10 protein-coding genes are annotated in these 15,359 nt (G+C 34.1%); 3 read left to right on the plus strand and 7 right to left on the minus strand.

Annotated elements, in window-relative coordinates:
- Positions 1 to 9 precede the first annotated feature (9 nt).
- The 4 genes from J7E44_RS16775 to J7E44_RS16790 form a co-directional block, all read right to left on the minus strand.
- A complete protein-coding gene (locus J7E44_RS16775) occupies positions 10 to 966 on the minus strand; it encodes an HlyD family secretion protein (RefSeq protein WP_214831561.1) in 957 nt (318 codons plus the stop codon).
- Between the two features lie 18 nt (positions 967 to 984).
- Entirely contained in the window at positions 985 to 2,394 is a 1,410-nt protein-coding gene (locus J7E44_RS16780; RefSeq protein ID WP_214831562.1) for a TolC family protein, read from the minus strand.
- Between the two features lie 255 nt (positions 2,395 to 2,649).
- A complete protein-coding gene (locus J7E44_RS16785) occupies positions 2,650 to 3,138 on the minus strand; it encodes an ecotin family protein (RefSeq protein WP_214831563.1) in 489 nt (162 codons plus the stop codon).
- A 41-nt stretch (positions 3,139 to 3,179) separates the two neighbouring features.
- Positions 3,180 to 9,086, minus strand: coding sequence for an alpha-2-macroglobulin family protein (locus J7E44_RS16790; RefSeq protein WP_214831564.1), 5,907 nt, complete (start codon positions 9,084 to 9,086; stop codon positions 3,180 to 3,182).
- An 18-nt stretch (positions 9,087 to 9,104) separates the two neighbouring features.
- On the opposite strand from J7E44_RS16790, the gene J7E44_RS16795 reads away from it, so the two are divergent.
- From J7E44_RS16795 to J7E44_RS16805, 3 genes are all read left to right on the plus strand, one after another.
- Positions 9,105 to 9,860 (plus strand): UbiA prenyltransferase family protein, encoded by a 756-nt coding sequence (locus J7E44_RS16795; RefSeq protein ID WP_214831565.1) that lies wholly within the window; start codon positions 9,105 to 9,107, stop codon positions 9,858 to 9,860.
- Between the two features lie 3 nt (positions 9,861 to 9,863).
- Positions 9,864 to 10,943, plus strand: coding sequence for a DNA replication/repair protein RecF (gene recF / locus J7E44_RS16800; protein ID WP_214831566.1), 1,080 nt, complete (start codon positions 9,864 to 9,866; stop codon positions 10,941 to 10,943).
- 341 nt (positions 10,944 to 11,284) lie between these two features.
- Positions 11,285 to 11,578 carry a hypothetical protein gene (locus tag J7E44_RS16805; protein ID WP_214831567.1) on the plus strand — a complete coding sequence of 98 codons (294 nt, stop codon included), beginning with the start codon at positions 11,285 to 11,287 and terminating at the stop codon, positions 11,576 to 11,578.
- Here the strand turns inward: J7E44_RS16805 and J7E44_RS16810 are convergent.
- From J7E44_RS16810 to J7E44_RS16820, 3 genes are read right to left on the minus strand one after another with little or no spacing between them, the layout of a single operon-like run.
- A complete protein-coding gene (locus tag J7E44_RS16810; RefSeq protein WP_214831568.1) occupies positions 11,556 to 13,586 on the minus strand; it encodes a transporter-like protein in 2,031 nt (676 codons plus the stop codon). The genes J7E44_RS16805 and J7E44_RS16810 overlap by 23 nt on opposite strands.
- 13 nt (positions 13,587 to 13,599) lie before the next feature.
- Positions 13,600 to 14,244, minus strand: a complete 645-nt coding sequence (gene mtgA, locus J7E44_RS16815) for a monofunctional biosynthetic peptidoglycan transglycosylase (RefSeq protein WP_214831569.1) — start codon at positions 14,242 to 14,244, stop codon at positions 13,600 to 13,602.
- A gap of 42 nt (positions 14,245 to 14,286) precedes the next feature.
- Complete coding sequence (locus J7E44_RS16820; protein WP_214831570.1) at positions 14,287 to 15,333, minus strand: ABC transporter substrate-binding protein; 1,047 nt, start codon at positions 15,331 to 15,333, stop codon at positions 14,287 to 14,289.
- Positions 15,334 to 15,359: the final 26 nt, after the last annotated feature.

Here is a 15,359-nt window from a genome sequence, read left to right on the forward strand (position 1 = left end):
AGTTTGTTTCTATTTCAGGATAACATTAGCATTAACCAGGATATTTTTAGCTTTATTCATATCCTTTGGCTTTACTTTAATTTCATAAATCGCATCCTGCAGTTGATAGTCCGGATAGGCAGTGGTAATATCCGCATACCTCGTCAGCTGTTTGATATACAAAATTGTTCCTTCTACATTTTCTTTATTGTAAACGACCTGCATTCCTACAGTCTGTCCTTTTTTGTATTTTGATATTTCACTTTCAGGAATAGTAAATCTGAAATAAGTACTCTCCGGAATATAACCGTTAAACAATGCAAAACCTGCTGTAGCTAGTTCTCCGGCATTCAGACTGATGGTTTCTATTTCCATATCATTTGTGGCAATAACATACCGTTCAGAATATGCTACATTAGCTTCCTGTAAAGCTCCTTTTGCCTGTGAAGCCTGTCCTGCTGCCATATCTACTTTTTCGAAACGCGTTCCTCTTTTTACATCATCCAATTCAGCGACTACAGCATCATATTGTGCCTTTGCTCCCTGAACTTTAGCATAGACCTCATCATACGCTTGTGGTGACATTAAGCTGTCCCTATACATATTGGAAGCCCTTTTGAAGGATTTTTGAGCAAAATCATATTGCTCTTTTAATCCTTTATATTTTGCTTCCAACTGTCTCAACTGATCAGCCGTAGCTCCATTTTTAGCCATTTGCTCTTGAGCTGTAGCTGCATTTACAGCACCTTGTGCCTGGGCAATTTTTGCTGAAACTTCCGGAACATCTAATAAAGCAAGGGTATCACCTTTTTTTACCGTCTGACCTTCCGTTACATATATTTTTAGAATTCTTCCGGTTACCTTTGGAGCAAATGAGACGACATCCTTTTTGGTCTTCCCTTCAGAATCATTAAGATTTTCTTTTTTTTGAGTACAACTTCCCAATAAAACCAGAAAACTAAATAGTATAGAGATATTTTTTTGCATCATTTTAATTTTAGAGGGTTAATAAAGCTTGGTAATATCCAATTCCTGGGTAGAACGCATCAATTCTATTCCTGCCCTTCGCTGGTTAAAAATAGCATTCTGATATTCCAGTTCTACCACTTCAAGATCACTTTCAGCTTCTATCAGCTGTGATGACTTGCTCATTCCATATCTGAATTCTTTTTCAGCCTGTACCAAAGCGTTTTTTGCTAATTCTTTTTCTTTGCTTTTCAATGCGATCTGTGCTGTTGCAATATCATAATTGGTTTGATTATTTGCTAAATTCAAGGTCAGCTTCTTTAAAGCATCTTCTTTCTGATTTTGTAAAACTTCTTTTCCAATTTTGGCTGTTTCCTCAGCATGCTTCCCTTCTCTACCGTCAAATATCTCCCATTTAAACCCTACCCCTGCGGTAAACAATGGCAATATATTGATATTGGTAGGTCTCCAGTCCAATTTTGCGCCTTCATAACCAATAGCAGGAATTGCGGGAATTACATTTTCAGAAGTTTTAATCCGGCTTCCATATAAGCCGATATAATAAGCTGACGCCATCAACTGAACCTTTGGAATCATCCATGTTCTTTCTGCTTTGATCTTGTAGTCAGCAGCTACAATTCCATGCTCCAGGGCACGGATCTCTGCTCTCTGCTCAATTCCTTTTTCATGGGTAAGCATATCAACCGGTGATAAAACAGGATCTATCAAACGAAGACGCTCTTTATTGATTCCCGTTAATATATAAAGTTGGGTCAGCAACAACTCTTTTTTCCCTTCATACTCTACGATCTTAGCATCTAATGTTGCCTGAGCAAGCTCTATCTTCTTATGATCATAAGGGGTAATTAAGCCATATCCTAATGCTTTATCTGCTGTTTTCCGATTGATATCAAGTCTCTTTTTACTTTCATCCAAAACATTTTTAGACTGATGAATTAAAGCCAGCTGATCATATGCCTTAGAAATACTTGCCACCACCTCATCTCTCGTTTTCTCAAGAAGAATATTTTCTGATACTTTCTTTTCTTCAATTGCCTTTTTAAGATATTTTACTTTACCTCCTGAATAAACAAGCATTTTAGCATCAGCTTTTGCGATACCTGAGAAACCTGAAATATTCAGATTGTTATTATACCTTCCTTCCGGAATCTGTATAAATGGCTGAAGATTAATTTCTGGAGATGTTAGACGTGCCGTTGCATTCACGTAACCTACCTGTCCGCTTAATTCCAAAGTCGGAAGAAAGATATCTTTCAATTTATGCTCATCAAGATCGGTAAGTTTGTTTTGGGTAACCTGCATCTTAAGATCGGAATCCCGAACCATTGCACTGTCTAAAAGTTCTTTAAAGTCCGGCGCAGACTGTGCCCAACCAAAAGCTGGAAGTATAAAAAAACCAAGGGTAAAAATCAATAAATTGTTTTTCATGGTTCATGTTTACAACAAATATAATGCAAAAAAGCTTCGATTTTACAAATAACAATCCCGATTTAGTGAATTTAAAGAATGTTCAATACAAATGGTCGGTTATCAGCATTTCACAGAGAATCGTTTAAATATGGTTTAGTTGTAAAATAATTTTCGCCGCAAAAGGATTAGTCAGGTTTGATCACATTTTTAAACGTATTCAAACAAAAAAACTCCTCTACAATGTGAGGAGTTTTTATAATAATATAGAATGAATTACTTCTGAACCGCTTTCTTCATTGCAGCATCCGGACGTAAAATTCTGTAACGTACTTCGAGATCTTTAGGCACATAAAATACCAAAGGTAATTTACTGTTATATCTTACAATTTCTGGTTGGATATAAATAAACTTCTTAGTCGCTTTTTTATTCATACAACCCATTAAAGTTCCTGCTGCCTCACCATTGGATTCTACTTCATAATAATTGTAACCCCATCCCTGCAGATCCTGAGATTTCACACTGCCCATTAAGAAATAGTTATTACAATCCAACATCTTTTCAGTCCCCACAAAATATTCAACCTTTAAATCCTGCTCATTTTTTGCAACAGGAAGCTGAATATAAACCTGCTTATATCCGTCTTTTGCTTTAGGGAACATTTCGATCTCTAATTTTTCAAATTTTTCTGCTTTCTTCTGTGCGAAAGTATTTACTCCTACCATCATTACCAATCCAGTAATTACTACTTTTGAAAATTTCATTTGTTTTCTTTTTTATTTTACTATTCCCTATTAGCCAAAAATCATTCCAAAATCTGAATATTGCTACCTTTCGTATGGGCATTCATCTGCGGAGCATAATAATTCTGCATGGTTGTAATTCCATTGGAGAACTTTCCAGATGCATTGGCTACAAAATCATATTCAAATACATATTTTCCTTTTGGCATATATTGAATATAGAAATTAGTAGAAGCATCCTTGGTAGCCTGATAATAACCCAAACTATTTTTCCATTGGTATCCTGACAATACATCTACAGGTTCAAATCCTGCAGCACGCATATCTTTAATATGAATAAATTCCATGGCACGGTCTGTATTCAGAATCATTCTTACTGTTACTTTATCTCCCACTTTTAATGGAGTTTCAGCAGAGATTTTCTGCAATTCTTCACCATTTACCGTTTTTACTTTTTTATAAAGCTCTTTGGTAATGGAGATATAGTTTTCTGATGATTTTATTTTATCTAAATCTTCGTAATACTGCCAGAACAATCCTCCCTGAACAATTCCAGGGCCAGGTTTTGTGATGGTAACTGTACCTAAGTTCTTATCTACAATATCTGTTTTCACCGTTGATTTTACATATCCTGTTGCCTGTGTTTGTGGTGCAAGTTCTTTTCCACCCCAAACGATTGTTGCTTTATCACTTTCCGCACCAGTCCATGATTTTCCAGAATTAAGAATGGTAAAAATCACCTCTGAAGTTCCTCTGGAACTACCCCATGAATTGACTTCTTTCTGAGTCACCAACCAGATCTTCATATCTTCAATGAATTTCTGATCGTTCGGTTTCAATTTATTAAAGGCTTCTAAAGCTCCGGCATGATTCACTACTTTTGAACTGAACCAACCCCAATCATTAAGGTTTTGTTTCCAATATACTCCCTGTGTTTTAGTATCTGTAGAAGTTTCTTTCAAATACGTCATCAACTTATCTGAAGTATCTTTCATTCCGTAATCGCTTAACAGCAACGCGGCACGGTGAAGTCCAAAGAATGTGAAGTCTGTAATTTTTGCTGTTTTAGCTTTTTGTTTTACCAATGTTTTTAATGTTGCTCCTTTTCCTTTTAAAGGATATTGTTTTTCCCAATAATTTCTGGTATCCAAATAATCAATAGTCCAGTTATTCCACACATTTTCTTTCGTATCAGCATATTTATTGATTTCATTATCTACATACTGTACCAATTGAGCAACCATTTCATTTTGTGTTGAGCTTTGGTAATCTTTTACATTATCTTTTAACCAAACATTGATCTTTCCTAAGTTTTTAAGGATATACAATGAAACGCTATAAGAACTAGGATAACCTGCGTACCAGGAGAAACCTCCATCCGGATTTTGTAATTTTTTGAAATCATCCCAATCCTGGTTGATTGAATTCTTCATCGTATTGGCATCAAATAATAATGCCAGTTTCTGCATCTGCTCCTGTTCGTTTTTACTTTCCAGTACCCAAGGGGTTTCTTCCAATAACAGTTGCTTTAATTCCTGATTCTTTTCAAGATTAGAATTCAATAATCCTTTGCTTTGGTACTCTTCAAAGATCGTTTTCATTTTTGGATTTGCCTTAAAGATCTCAGAAGCCAATACATCTGCAAACCATTTATTGAAGATCACATCAGCTGAACTGTTCTGATCATTTTTCAAACTTGGAAGAGCAAACATAATTTCCCAGATAGGATTCGTCGTCAATTCCAAAGTATTTGAAACATTGGCAATACTTGTTGATGTTGCGTTTTTAAGGTTATCCAAAACAAAAGTCTTCGTTTCACCCTCTTTTACAAAAACAGGAACGGCATCTGTTACCAGCATTCTATTTGGTAAAATAGCAATCGCTTGCTGTTCTCCATCAGAATAAGCACCCGCTTTTGCTACTACTTTTAAAATGATGGATGAAACATTATTCGGGACTTTTACTTTCCATGTTACTACTGAATTTCCACTTTCATTTAAATCAAAATTCTGAGTGCTTGAATTCAATCCGAATTTTGAAGAGATATCTTCATTGGTAAAGGCATCCAGGATTTGTAAATTTGCAGAGCCACTTAATTTCTTAGCGGTTAAATTAGACAGTTTCGATTGCAGATTCAGCTCATCCCCTTCTCTTAAAAATCTCGGATAGTTAGGTGTTACTGAGAATTCTTTCTGTGTAACCACTTCTTTCTCTAAGGTTGCAGCTCTGGCATCTTTTGTATGCGCCAGGAACATCAGCTTCCATTTTGTTAAAGCTTCCGGAGAGGTAAATTCAAAGTTTACATTTCCTTCTGCATCCGTTTTCAGGTCAGGATAGAAAAATGCTGTTTCATTAAGGTTTTGACGAACCGGAACTTTTTCTAAAGATTCTGCTCCTATTGAATCATCTTTGTCAATTACACCATCACCGTCTGCTTGTTTAGCAGCATCAAAACCTACACTTTTACGAGCATTATTAGCCTTCATTCTTGTAGTTGGTGCTGGTAAAGCGACAGAATAAGCTGCTTCTGTTACTGCTTGGCGCACTGTTACACCAGCTACCTTTCCTTCTAGCTCCTGAAGTGCCCCTCCATAATAAAGTGAGTTATCAAACCAATCAAAAGCCGGTACCTCAACATACTTACCATTAAAATATTTCAATCTTTTTTGATAATATTTTTGCTGAAGATTCTGTCTGATATCATAAGAAGTGATAATGCTATATGGTGTATAAATATTCTGCCAGTTAAAGCTATTAACAGCAAACTGATCCAAAGACATATCATACATATTCGCCAATACCTCAGCATTGATCTTCTCTTTCTCGTTTCCTGAAACTTTTACGGTCCATTTTTCCTTAGAGTTGGGCTCCAGTTTATCTCTAAACGTAACCGTTTCAATCTTCAACGGCTGTTCAGAATTTTTTATTTTTAAATTAACAGATTCAGTCTGTATATCATTAAATGCCACAACCTGAAACTGGATATTTAATGTGGCTACACTTTTATCCTTAGGAACATCTACTGAATATTCTAAAATTCCGTTCTTTAGTTTATAACTTTCAGAAACTGTATTTCCAGATCCGTTTTGAACAAACACATTCACCAAAGCATCAGGAACTGCTGAATACACATAGATTTTTGCTTTTTCACCTCTTGCTACTTCAGCTTTAGGCTCCAGAACCTTCAGGAATGTTTTCTGATTGGGTTTTAAAGAACCTTTATCCCAAACACTGAAATTCTGTACAGATTTTATCGTGTCCTTTCCTTCCATATTATACAGTTCCAATTGATAGTCTCCCGTTTCCAGTTTTCCTAAATCAAGATTGGATATTAATTGCGTATTATCAGCAGAAGGTTCCTGAATTTTATTGAAAATAACTTTTCCAACTTTCCAGTTCTTTACTTCATCATTCTTATCATATAGATCATGTGGGAATTTTTTGATGAATTCATCTTTACTGAATTTAGGTAAGTTCTGAACTTCCTTTTCGAAATTACTTCTGAAAATCCTGTCAGGTGTTTCTAATTTGGATAATTTAACCTGATATGATTTTTTAAGGTTCTGTTCGTTGTAATTTTTTGTTTCTACTTTTACTTTTACATTCTCATCAGCAAAAGTATTCTTGATCTCTTCTGCTTTAATATAATGAGAAACTGAAGCTACTTTTAATTGTGTATTGGCTGTCTGTGTCTCTCCATTAATATCCGTTGCAGAAGCATTGATCTCGTAGTTATCGATCTGTATACCTTCCAGCTTTTCATCTTTTTTAAGATCTAAACGAATAACAAATTCTCCTTTTTCATTAGTTTTTGCCTCGCCCAGAATAGAGTTTTCATTATCATCACCTTGTGGATACCACCAAAAATATCTCCAACGGATATTATGTTTTTTGATTTCGTAACTTACCGTTGTGTTACTTAGCGCAACACCTGAAAACATCGCTGCTTTTCCTTTTAACTCTATGGTCTGACCATATTTATATTCTTCTTTTACAGGATCAAAAGTAACTTCGAATTTTGGTCTCTTATACTCCTCCACTCGGATATCTTTATATCCCTGGGTATCACCATCAGTAATCAGATAGAATGCACCATTCAGTTTTCCTTTTGGTAAAATAAAACTTCCATGATAAGATCCAAATTCATTGGTCCTGAAATTCTGTACGGAAACTTCCTGGCCATTGGTATCCTGTAATGTTATTTTTTGTTTTAATCCAGATGCTATTGCCTCTATTTCTTTATCAATTCTGGTATTGATTACTTTAAAATATACCGTCTGTCCCGGTCTGTAAATCGCTCTGTCAGTAAAGATCTGAGCCTTAGTACGGTTTTGTTTATTAGGATTATAGTCATCAGAGTAGCCGTCATTACCATACACCTGCATGATCTGATAATCTTTCGTCTTTGGCTGCTGAATTAAAAATGTTCTGTAATAGTCTTTATCCGTTGTTGAAGGAAATTTGAAAACACCTTTATCACTGGTTTTTCCTTCTATTTTATTTAAAGTTTTATTGGCTACAAACTCATAGAAAGTAAGATTTTCGTTAGTAACCGGTTTGCCATTTTCACTGTTTACCAGTTTTAGTTCGTTTGAAAGTTGGTTTCTATCTGTTTTATTTTGATAGATCACTTTATTATTAGAAACTAAGAAGTAAAAATTCTGATTGACATCAAGATCTTTAGAATCGGAGCCTGCAACAGAATATTCTGCAACATAAACACCGGAAGGAAGTGGCTGGATTTCTAAAGAAGTTTTATGAAGCTGATAATCCTTGGGATCAGAAAGCTGATAGGTTTCTTTTCTTACAAGATTTTTTTTCAATTCTCCAAATGTATTTCCATAGGAGCTATTAATGTATTTCATTAATGAAGTGAAATTATCTTTTACCTCATAGATATTCAATGAAAACTCAGAAACATTTTTATATTCCGTGACTAAATGAATCGGAAGATTAGCCTGAGTCTGTTGTTCATATTTAATATTAAGATTCGGATTGGTAATCTGATTTTCTTTGTTTTTTATGTTTTCCAGAAATAAAGATTTGGGATATTGGCTTTTGGCCTGATCAGCAATAGCTAATGCTTCTTTTGATTGTTTTTTCGCAAGATATTCATTCATAATATCCTCCATAATCAAAACTTTATAATCTCCTTCCGGACCTGATTTTAAAAGATTCTGAAGTTGGGTTAATTTATCTTTACATTGATTTGAATTACAGTTTTCAGAAAGTTTCTGATGCATAAAATAAAGCTTTGCATTTCCTGTATTCTGCGCAATTAATTCATCATAAATAGTATTAATCTGAACTCTGTTTTCACTAATTTCATTTTTTGTGAAAAGGCCATTATCAGATAAGAAAGTGATTTTTCTTAAAGAATACCAATCCCATAAAGTCGGAAAATAGAGGATATCATTAGTATTGGAAAAAGCAGCCTTATATTTCTCCAGTGTTATCTTCTTCATTTCCTGCTTCTGCTGGTCGAGATCTTTGAAGTTTTTACTGAGATAATTTTTAAAGTCAAGCTTGCTCCATGTCTCTATTTGTGAAATATCTTGTGAATTCACATTCGTTCTGCCATTGATCTCCCAGGAATGCTGGCTATAATAATCTAAAAAGAAACCACTCAGAAGTACATCATAGACCATTTTCTCATTGCCTTTCAGTTGCTTTTGGGTTTCCTGTAGTTTACTAAAGAATTTTGAAGCAGAATTATTCTGATCATCGTCTGTTGTCTGATTTACAATACTGAACTCTGCTTTGAGGGAACTGATCAACTGCAGCGTATTATTTTCTTTCATAGCTTGTTTTTGTATGTCTAAAACAATGGGAAGATTTGATTTATAAGCTCCTTTCTGGCTGTTGTCGGCAATTTTTTTCCACTGATCATCGTAGTATTTCTGTGCAAAAACAGCTGAACAATTCAGCATTAAAAGCAAAAGCATAAAAACCTTGGAAAATCTTTTCATAAATGTTATTTTTGATAAATGAATTTCTTAAAAGTACTGAAAAAATATGGCATAGACAGTCAAATTTATGTCTCCTTAATGGGAACTCTTTTCGCAGTATTTTTCATGAGAGAGCAAAACACATTCCGTTTCCCTTCCTTTTTTTTAATTTTCATCACCTATTTCAGTGGTTATCTTTATACGAAGTATCAATACACTAAATATTTCTTTAAAATATTAATATTAAATGGTATAGCAGGAGTAATTTGTGCCTTTCTGATCATTCATAATCATAACGAAATAAGATTACTTAAATGGTTTATTATTGTTGTTTTAGGATTATTATATAACAGCATTTTCCTGGAGGTTTATATTAGAAAAATTCCTTTGTTAAAGGTTTTTTATGTAGGATTGGTATGGGCTCTTATTAACTGTTGGCTTACTTTACAAGAGTTCAGCCTACCCATTTTTCTAATCAGCTTCTTTTTTATCACAGCTTTAGTACTTCCTTTTGATATCAGGGATATGCAAAGTGATACAGTACAAACCTTTCCAAAATTAATTGGTATTCAGAATACAAAATACATCGCCTATCTACTGGTATTTATAAGTACCATCATTTCCAGTTTCTATCTGGATTATCCTTATTCGTTTTCTTTTTTTTTAACAAGTATTGCCACCTATATTCTTATCTATTTTTCTGAAAACAAGAGAGATGACGCTTATTTTTCTTTTGGGGTGGAAACTTGCTCTGCACTTCCTTTTTTATTTTTAGGAATAATGAAGTATTTTTGACAAATGATTATTAAGAAACTTTCTCTGTACAATTTTAAAAACCATGCTGAGAAAAAATTTGAATTTTCGCCTCAGATCAACTGCTTTGTAGGGAATAATGGTGTAGGAAAAACCAATATTTTAGATGCATTGCATTACTTGTCTGTAGGAAAAAGTTTTTTAGGAAATACAGATCTTAATAACATCAAAAAGGAAGAAGACTTTTTTACGATCGACGCTGAGATTCAAAATGATGAAAGTGAAGATACTCTGAAAATATCTCAACCGAAGGAAGCTAAAAAGATCATTAAAAAGAATGATAAAAGCTATGACAGGATGTCTGATCACATTGGATATTTACCCAGTGTAATGATCTCTCCTTATGATTCCAACCTGATTTCCGATTCCGGGGAAAGCCGGAGAAAATTTTTGGACTCCATGATCTGTCAAACCGATTCCGGATACCTTTTTGATCTTATGCAATATCAAAAAATTGTTCAGCAAAGAAATGCTTTATTAAAATATTTTGCTAAAAACAGGGTTTTTGATAAAGACGCTTTAGAAATTTATGATGATCCGATCACTAAATTCGGGACTAAAATATTTGAAAAAAGACAGGAATTCGTTTCTCAGCTAAATCCCATCATACAGAACTTTTACCATATTATTTCCGGGGGAAAAGAAATGGTTTCCGTGATCTACGAATCTCATTTACTGGAAAACTCTTTTGAAAATTTATTAAAAGAAAGCCTGGAAAGAGACCGAATGTTAACCTACACTTCAAAAGGGATTCATAAAGATGACCTCCTTTTTGAAATGGATGCTGTTTTAATTAAAAAAATAGGATCTCAAGGTCAGCAAAAATCCTTTCTTATTTCATTGAAACTTGCTCAAATGAGCCTTGTAAAAGAATTAACAGGAAAGACTCCCATTCTTCTTTTAGATGATATTTTTGACAAACTGGATGACCACCGTGTTGCTCAACTTATTGAACTCGTGAATCAGGAGAATTTTGGACAAATTTTCATTACGGATACCCATAGGGAACGCACAGAAAGTGTGGTAAAAAAGATCAATGAAGAAAGTATAATTTTTGAGATATGATGCGGTGCTCGGTGTGGAACGTAGAATTAATTTTTCCTGTTACAAAAATGATTACATCCGCTTTTTAGTATTCAGCCATGCAAGTAATGATTAAACAATACATCATTTAGAAAAAATTACAGTACTATATCCCGAATTCGTGTTAGAATTTGAAACATTAAAGACAGAATATAATACATTAGGCGGAAAAATTAATAACTATAAAAAATAGGTAAAAGAAAACCGGAACGAAAGCAAACCATAGCATATTTTAAACACAATAAACATTCCTCAAGAACCTCGAAACATATACCTTGGACCTTGAACCTGCATTTCGAACCTCGAACCCACACCTAATAACAATGAGAAAGAAAAAACGAGAATATCAGTCATCAGAATTAGTAAAATCCTTCGCCAGAATACATGGCTTTGAGGACAAACTAATAGCATTTGAAATTAAAGATTTTCTTGAAGACTATCTTGACGAAAGTCTTTTCAATGAAATCAGAAGTGTTGGCATTCAGGATAAGTGCATCATTATAAAAATAGATTCTCCATTATTGAAAAATGATTTCAAAATGCGCAGAAGCTTCTATCTTAAAAAATTTCAGGACAAATTTGGGGATGATAAATTTAATGATCTTCAGATTTTGTAGACATGGTATTACTCATCAGATCGTCTGCTTTTTTATCTAATCCCGAGCTCAGTGGAAAGAAAAACTTGAAAGGATGATTGAAAAAGTATTTGAATATTTCTTTATAAATTTCACTTACCTGTCCAAAGTTCAATTTTCTTGATCGGAATGCCAAAAACATGGACAAACCAAAACTTACCAAGAAGTTAAAGAATCCAATTAAGAATACAGTGAAAAAAGAGATCCAAAAGGTATAAGAATCTACAGAAAAATCTTTCCCATATAATCCAATAGCAAAATTTCCTGCTGCAAAGGTAATATGTCGAATATCCAGATCCAGCCCAAAGAACAATCCTACCGGAGCTGTAGCTCCAAGGAAAACCCCAAACCAAAAATTGGAAACAATTCCGGGCCAGTTTTTAGCATAATATTTAGAAAGACTTTTAGCAAATTTCGCTCCTAACAACTTTCTAATGGAAATGTTTTTTGCTATCCTTTCAGGGATCTGATAGAATACCGAGTTATTACCGATATTCCCCGAGATAATCCCAGAAATAAACAGGTAAAAACCGGCAATACTAGCATGTAAAATAGCTTTCGACTGAAAAGGGTCTAAATCTTTAAGTAATTTATCCGATCTTTCTGCCGCAAGGTTTTGAGAGAAAAATACATCCAATCCATAAATTATAGCCAAAGCAATTGGAAATGAAAGTGCTACATTTCCCACAAAAGCAATAAACTGACTTCTGAATAATTTGGATACCAGATGGGCAAATTCCGTATTATTCCTTTTACTGTTTCCTTCTTCCGACAATACCTTGGTCATAGTAGCAGCCGTCATTGCGGGCTGCTTAGTTGCCAGTGTAAAACTCATCAGGTAAATCATGACAAAGCCCATTGCATAATTCATAGAATACAGAAATGCATGAGAAAAATCACTTCCGGGAATATATCCGTAAAGCATTTTTAAAACACAAAGCGCTCCTACAATAATCCCACCACCACTGGCTTTGTAGAACATTTTCATGTATTCTTTCTTAGTGGATGTAATATAATGGGATCCTGTTTCGGCTGTATGATTAGTGATAAGGTGAGAGATCAACCTTGTACTGTCATTAATAAGTTCTGAAATGTTATTCTTATGGGATTTATAACTGAGGATATTAAAAACCAGCTGTTTGGATTTAATAATAACATCATCATCATTATTGATAACCAGTAGTTTTACTATTTCATAGATCCTTTCCGTCTGTTGACGGATCTTCAAAAGAGACTGATTGATCTTTCCTGAAATCCCATATTTAGAAGAGTTTTTAAAAGCAATATTTACAAACTCCTGACATTGCTGCGTGTATATTTTAATCTGCTTATAGCGACTGTCTTTAGAATGTAACTGGAGATCCGGATTCGTTTCAAGCTCTGCAGCAAGTCCTTCCAGTTCATTTTGTAAGGCAAGAAAAGGATTGTCGAAATTTCTATATTCAGGAGCCATTCTTACAACTTCCACTTCCATAGCCATTCCTGTTACCCGCCATGAAAGAATGTTCATAGAAAAAACGAGTTCCTTTTTGACGTTATTGTTGGTTATAAAATCTGAAACCCCTAAAATCGTAAGAAATTCATTGACCTCATTTTCGGGTAAATTATGAAGATATTCCAGGTCTTTCTTTGGTCGCAGACTTATATTATCTATCAGATACCAAACTGTTTTTTCCTTTTCTACAGGTGGCAGGACTTTGTTAAGAATCCTCTTTTTAAGCTCAGGAAAGAAAGCGTTTTCAGAAAGAATATTGGCTTCTGTAAGAGACAAATTAAAGGGTCTTCCTTCAAAAATATTATGAATATAATGCTTAAAGTTTTCAGTAAAATCAGGATTATTTCTAAAGAAATTTAGAACATCCGTAAAATCAGACCTTTTTATACTTTCTAAAAACTCCGCAAATGGTTCTAAGGAAAGGGTTTCGTTCTTAAAAGAAAAATATTTTTTAAGAACAGATTCAAAATTTGTGCTGGAATTGAAAAATTTCATTAGTACAAAGATACTATTTCAAACTAACATTTCTCATTTGTCGCAAAATCCAGTTGTGTTTCTTTGTCAGATAAGAGGACGGATTCTTAGGATCATATTCTTTAGGATTAGGTAAAACAGCAGCTATCCAGGCCGCTTCAGAGCTTGTAAGATCTTTGGAAGATTTTCCGAAATAGTATTCAGATGCAGCCTCTATTCCAAACACGCCACGCCCCATTTCGATGGAGTTAAGATACCTTTCTAAAATAATATCCTTCCCCCATACTTTCTCTATGATAAAAGTATATACAGCTTCCAATCCCTTTCTTATCCAGCTCCTTCCCTGCCAAAGAAAAATATTCTTTGCGGTCTGCTGAGAAATGGTACTTCCACCCCTTACTTTTTTTCCTTTTTCATTGTTTTTCATTGCTTTTTCAATAGCAACATAATCAAAACCATTATGAGTAAAGAACTTCTGGTCTTCAGAAGCAATAACTGCTTTCTTTACATTATTGCCCATTTCATCATAAGAAATGTAATCTCTTTGCAGTTTTCCATACTCAAAAAGTCCTCCAATCTGAGTAATGGTTATGGGTGGATTGAAAAATCTCCCCCATACAATGAACACTACATTCAAAATCAGAATGATAAACAGCAGTTGTTTTATTTTTTTCCACATACCTTCTAAAAAAGCACTACAAAAATAAACAAATACTCCGAGTTATTGCAATTCTTTCATGTATACCAACTGATAATTTGGCAGAAGTTCAGGATGGAAAATCTTAATATAATCTTTAAGAACCCAATCTGCACGTACTACACCACTTTCAAAGAAATCGTTGGCCTTTTGTTTTTCTCTTCCGGAAATACTATAGATCTTCCCTTTTGTGAATACTCCTAATTTCCCATAGAAAGGATTCATGTTCAGCATTTCTTTTTTAGAAGTATGATTTCCGGCATTTACCCAATACTGAACTTTATCTGACTTTGCGAAAACCTCTTCAAAAGTCATAGAAACAGCTTTCTCTTCTTTGTTATCTTTCAAAATATATTCTGCATTGGCATCTGAAAGATAATTCGCAACAAATGTTTTACCGCCTGACAAATACCATACATCACCATACATTTCATTGGTTAGAACAAGTGGCTTTTCCTTAGCCTTTAATGCAAGCTGTTTGAGTTCATTGTAATTCTTTTCGATTTCCTGATATTGAGCCTGGGCTTCTTTATCTTTTCCAAAAAACTTTCCAAAAACTTTTAGGTAAGCGGTTTTCTCAAGTGGTTTCTGCTCCAGATATTCATCAAAAAAGACAACCTGTATTCCGTTATTTTTCAATAATTGATAGGTATTTTCAAAACTGGCAATATAGTTTGTAAAAATCGCATCAGGTTTTAAAGAGATTATTTTTTCAACATCATATTTCTGGTCACTTCCTACATTCTGGATCTTTCCTTCTTTAATTAAACTTTGAATTTTTTCTGAATAAATATACTCAGGACTTGAAACTCCGATCACTAAATTTTCTGCGTTTAGCGCTGAAACATACCCTATCAAACTTGCATTTAACAGGATCACTTTCTTAAAAGGAACCTGATTGGTCTTAAAATCATAGGTGTAATTTCCCGATTTTACGTGCAATCCATTAGCTTCATCCTTGTACTGAAGCCTTTTTGAGATCACATTCCAATCATTAGACGATATTTTTTGTTCTCTTTTACAGCAAATTAGAGTACAAAACACAAATAATAGTAAAATTCTTAGTTTCATATTTCAAAGAAAAGAAAAAAGTGTTA

It is taken from the genome of Chryseobacterium sp. ISL-6 (assembly GCF_018613715.1).
GTDB lineage: Bacteria > Bacteroidota > Bacteroidia > Flavobacteriales > Weeksellaceae > Chryseobacterium > Chryseobacterium paludis.

Coding starts and splice junctions, on each gene's coding strand:
- J7E44_RS16775 (WP_214831561.1), bottom strand. CDS start 966: ATGCAAAAAAATATCTCTATACTATTTAGTTTTCTGGTTTTATTGGGA.
- J7E44_RS16780 (WP_214831562.1), bottom strand. CDS start 2,394: ATGAAAAACAATTTATTGATTTTTACCCTTGGTTTTTTTATACTTCCA.
- J7E44_RS16785 (WP_214831563.1), bottom strand. CDS start 3,138: ATGAAATTTTCAAAAGTAGTAATTACTGGATTGGTAATGATGGTAGGA.
- J7E44_RS16790 (WP_214831564.1), bottom strand. CDS start 9,086: ATGAAAAGATTTTCCAAGGTTTTTATGCTTTTGCTTTTAATGCTGAAT.
- J7E44_RS16795 (WP_214831565.1), top strand. CDS start 9,105: ATGAATTTCTTAAAAGTACTGAAAAAATATGGCATAGACAGTCAAATT.
- recF (WP_214831566.1), top strand. CDS start 9,864: ATGATTATTAAGAAACTTTCTCTGTACAATTTTAAAAACCATGCTGAG.
- J7E44_RS16805 (WP_214831567.1), top strand. CDS start 11,285: ATGAGAAAGAAAAAACGAGAATATCAGTCATCAGAATTAGTAAAATCC.
- J7E44_RS16810 (WP_214831568.1), bottom strand. CDS start 13,586: ATGAAATTTTTCAATTCCAGCACAAATTTTGAATCTGTTCTTAAAAAA.
- mtgA (WP_214831569.1), bottom strand. CDS start 14,244: ATGTGGAAAAAAATAAAACAACTGCTGTTTATCATTCTGATTTTGAAT.
- J7E44_RS16820 (WP_214831570.1), bottom strand. CDS start 15,333: ATGAAACTAAGAATTTTACTATTATTTGTGTTTTGTACTCTAATTTGC.